Raw genomic sequence first — 3603 nt, forward strand, 5'->3', positions numbered from 1 at the left:
GAATACCTCTACCCCAAGATTTGACTTTTACTACATTACGATGTATATTTAGTTAAATCTTTTATGACATACTCTCGTCATCTTACCAATACTATTAAACACCATTTAGCCACCAGGAAAGAGGCTATTGTTCTCACCGGTCCTCGTCAAGTAGGTAAAACGTATCTTCTAAACCAGCTTTTTCCCCAAGCGATCTATTTCACCATGGACGATCAGCAAATGAGATCCTTGTTTGATAGCTACTCGTTGGTGGCTTACCGTCAAATAATGCCCGACCAGGGCATCATCATTCTCGACGAGGTTCAAAACCTCTCAGACCCGGGCAGAGCCGGTAAACTAATTTACGATAATTTTCCCAACATCCACCTCATCATTACCGGATCGGCCGGATTAACTATCAAAAATAAACATACCGAAAGCATGGCCGGCCGAGCCACCAGCTTAGAGTTACTTCCTCTGACATTAAGTGAATTATTGACCCAGTTGGAAGCCCCCGGTGAAACCTTAAATTGGCGAATTTGGGATCACCTGACCGGTGGCGGGAATGTCCCGACTGTTCCGATACACACGTATGATCCTGCCCAAATGTGGGAAAGGGTCCTGCTTTATGGTTTGTATCCAGCCCTCGTCAATCATGTCGATCCTCGTCAGTATCTTCTGGATCTAATCGAGCGAACTATCTTCCGTGATTTACTGGATTTGTCTCTCATCAGTGATAAAAAAATTGCGCTGAATCTACTCACCTTACTAGCCCACCAGATTGGAGGGTTGGTCTCCTATGAGGAGTTAGCCACTCGTCTTCAAATTGATGCACGGACTGTCAAGCACTATCTCAATGTTTTTGAAGAAAGTTACCTTATCTATCGCTTGTACCCTTACAGCCTTCGTCAACGGAACGAACTGACCAAACGTCCCAAAATATACTTTTACGATACCGGTATTCGTAACGCCCTGATACAGTCATTCTCACCTCTCACTCTCCGTGACGATGTGGGTCAGTTATTTGAAAACTTCGTGGTTATGGAAGCGGTCAAAGCTCAGAATTACCACGCTCCTCAGGCCAAACTAAATTACTGGCGCACCAAGGCAGGATCAGAAATTGATTTAGTCATTCAATTAGAGAACGAGTTAATCGGAGTTGAATGCAAATGGCATCAAGGCCGTCTTAATACCGCATTCAAGGTCCGTTATCCCCAAGCCATAGTCAAAACAGTTACTCGGGACAACCTGATATAAACTATCTCACTCTCTAGCAATCGCCATCATCCTACATCAGATAAAATTTTCACAGCAAGATCGAGCCTATTTAGTATTTCCGCATAGTAATTAAGGATATTAGCCATATTATCCGCGTGAAGATAATTTATCCCGCAATAATATGCGGTATTAAAACCTGTCATATTCACCATCCTGTCATTCCCGACCTGAGTGGGCCCATAGGTACCCGTAAGGGTAAATCCATCTGGAACTTATTTTGCGAATTTCCGCATCCTCAATCCTCCCTCTTGACTTGGCCACAATCTCTATATTATATTAGTATATAACTAGTATATTACCGTCTAATATCGTCTAATTCAAACCTAACACAAAGTTATCAACACTCAACCAAAATATGTTAATTACCGACTACTCCCACCAAGATTATTCAAACTCGTCATTGCGAGGAGGTAACCCGACGAAGCAATCCATCCCTTCTCTCCCCGAACTTCTCACCGCCGGCCTGCTCTTTATTCTGCCGATTATTTTTTTACTCATTATTTCCACTAACTAATTAATCTTTTGTCAAATGGGCCTGCCCGACCAAGTAGAACTTCTCAAACTCTTCTCTGCCTTCCTTACTGAAGCTAGACTTTCTGCCGTCTCTATCAAAAACTACCTCTCCGATCTCCGCCACTTCCTCTCCTTCGTCATCCTGAGCGTAGTCGAAGGATCTCACTCCACCCCCACGGTTAAAGACATCTTCCAAAATCTCCACTCCTACCTCGATCTCTATCTTCAGGCTCAAAAAGCCTCCTTCACCCCCGCGAACACTACGAATAGGCGCCTCGCCTCCATCCGCCGCTTCTCTACCTTCCTAAGCGTGAAATTCAGTATTTCAAACCTTTTCACGGATCAGAATACATCAGGAAGTTCCTATTTTCGTCATCGCGAGGTCGCATCAGGCGACCGTGGCGATCCATCCCTTTCTGGATTGCCGCGTCACTTCGTTCCTCGCAATGACGCGGAGTCTCTCTCCTCAGAAAAAATCCTCGAACAATTCAAAACCTACCTCGAAAAAGACCAAAAAACCCCTTCAACCGTCAAAAACTATCTTTCGGATCTCCATCACTTCTTTCTCTGGACTGCCAACCAAACCCCTTTCACCGACCAAAACTTGGTCAACATTCTTAGCGAACAGCTTCTTTCGACCTACGTCACCTATCTAAAACTCAGTCATACCAGTACTTCCGTTATCAACCGTCGCCAGTCCTCCATCAAAAAGCTCACCAAATTTTCTTTCGAGCAAGGTTACCTTCCCGAAAATCCTTTCGAACTAAAAAACATTCCTCAAACTCTCTCCCCTCTAGCCTGGCTAGAGCGCTTTACTCACCGAAAAACCCCGCCGAGCGGCGGGGCCAGAAACAGAATTGGCCGAGCCTACGATCGCTACCATGCTCTACCTTGGACTCCCTATCTCAATCTGGCTCTCCTAGTCCTGGCCACCACCGCCATGGCTATCTTTGCTTACAACCAGATCATCAGTCAGGCTCGTCCCAGCTCCGCCGCCACTACCCTCACTCCCCCCAAAAGACAGCTTTCCTTCCAAGGCAGGCTCACCGACAGTGGCGGTACGCCCATCACCACCGCCGTCAACGTCGTTTTCAAGCTTTTCAACGCTCTCTCCGGCCCCACGCAGCTCTACACCACCGGCACCTGTTCGATCACTCCCGACCAAGATGGTATTTTTAACACTCTAATTGGAAACACTGTCTGTGGTGCGGAAATAACTTCTACTGTTTTCACGGACAATCGGGACGTCTACCTCGAAATCACCGTCGGCGCCGAAACCCTCACCCCTCGCCAGCAAATTGCCACCGTCGGTTACGCCCTCAACTCCGAAACCCTCCAGGGGTATCCGGCGTCCGCCGCCGCCACTATCAACACTGTGCCGGTGGTGGACAACTCCGGCAATATCAACATCGCCGCCACCTCTCCCTCCATCATCTCTTCCGCCGGCACTTTTTCGGTCCAAGGTCAAGTCCTCTCACTCAAAACAGGCACCAACTCCGGTGGGGACGTCATTTTTCAGCCGGATGCCCTCGGCTCCGGCCAAATCCTGGCTCTGGGAGGCACTACCACCGAAGATTCTTATAGAATCACAAACGCCAATCTCACTTCCGGCTCTCTCCTCTCGGGCTACGTAGGTAACGACACGGCGACAGGCCGGCTCCTCTCCCTCACTTCCGGCTCCACCGAGACCGAACGTTTCTGGGTCGCCGCCGATGGCCGAGCCTATCTAAACACAACCGCCACCAACTCCGCCTTTATCGTGAACCAATCAGGCACCGGCAATCTTTTTTCCGCCTCCGCCTCCGGCGTGGCCAAGTTTACCCTAAACAACGC

At 48.2% G+C, this 3603-nt stretch carries 2 protein-coding genes; both read left to right on the forward strand.

What is annotated here, in order from left to right:
- On the forward strand, window positions 1-1236 hold a 1236-nt coding region (locus WC882_06055; protein ID MFA5843197.1), incomplete at its 5' end, for an ATP-binding protein.
- Between the two features lie 550 nt (window positions 1237-1786).
- Window positions 1787-3603 (forward strand): site-specific integrase (locus tag WC882_06060; protein ID MFA5843198.1); only part of this gene is annotated, 1817 nt, incomplete at its 3' end.

Source organism: Candidatus Gracilibacteria bacterium, assembly GCA_041658685.1.
Taxonomy (GTDB): Bacteria; Patescibacteriota; Gracilibacteria; order UBA1369; family UBA12473; genus JBAZZS01.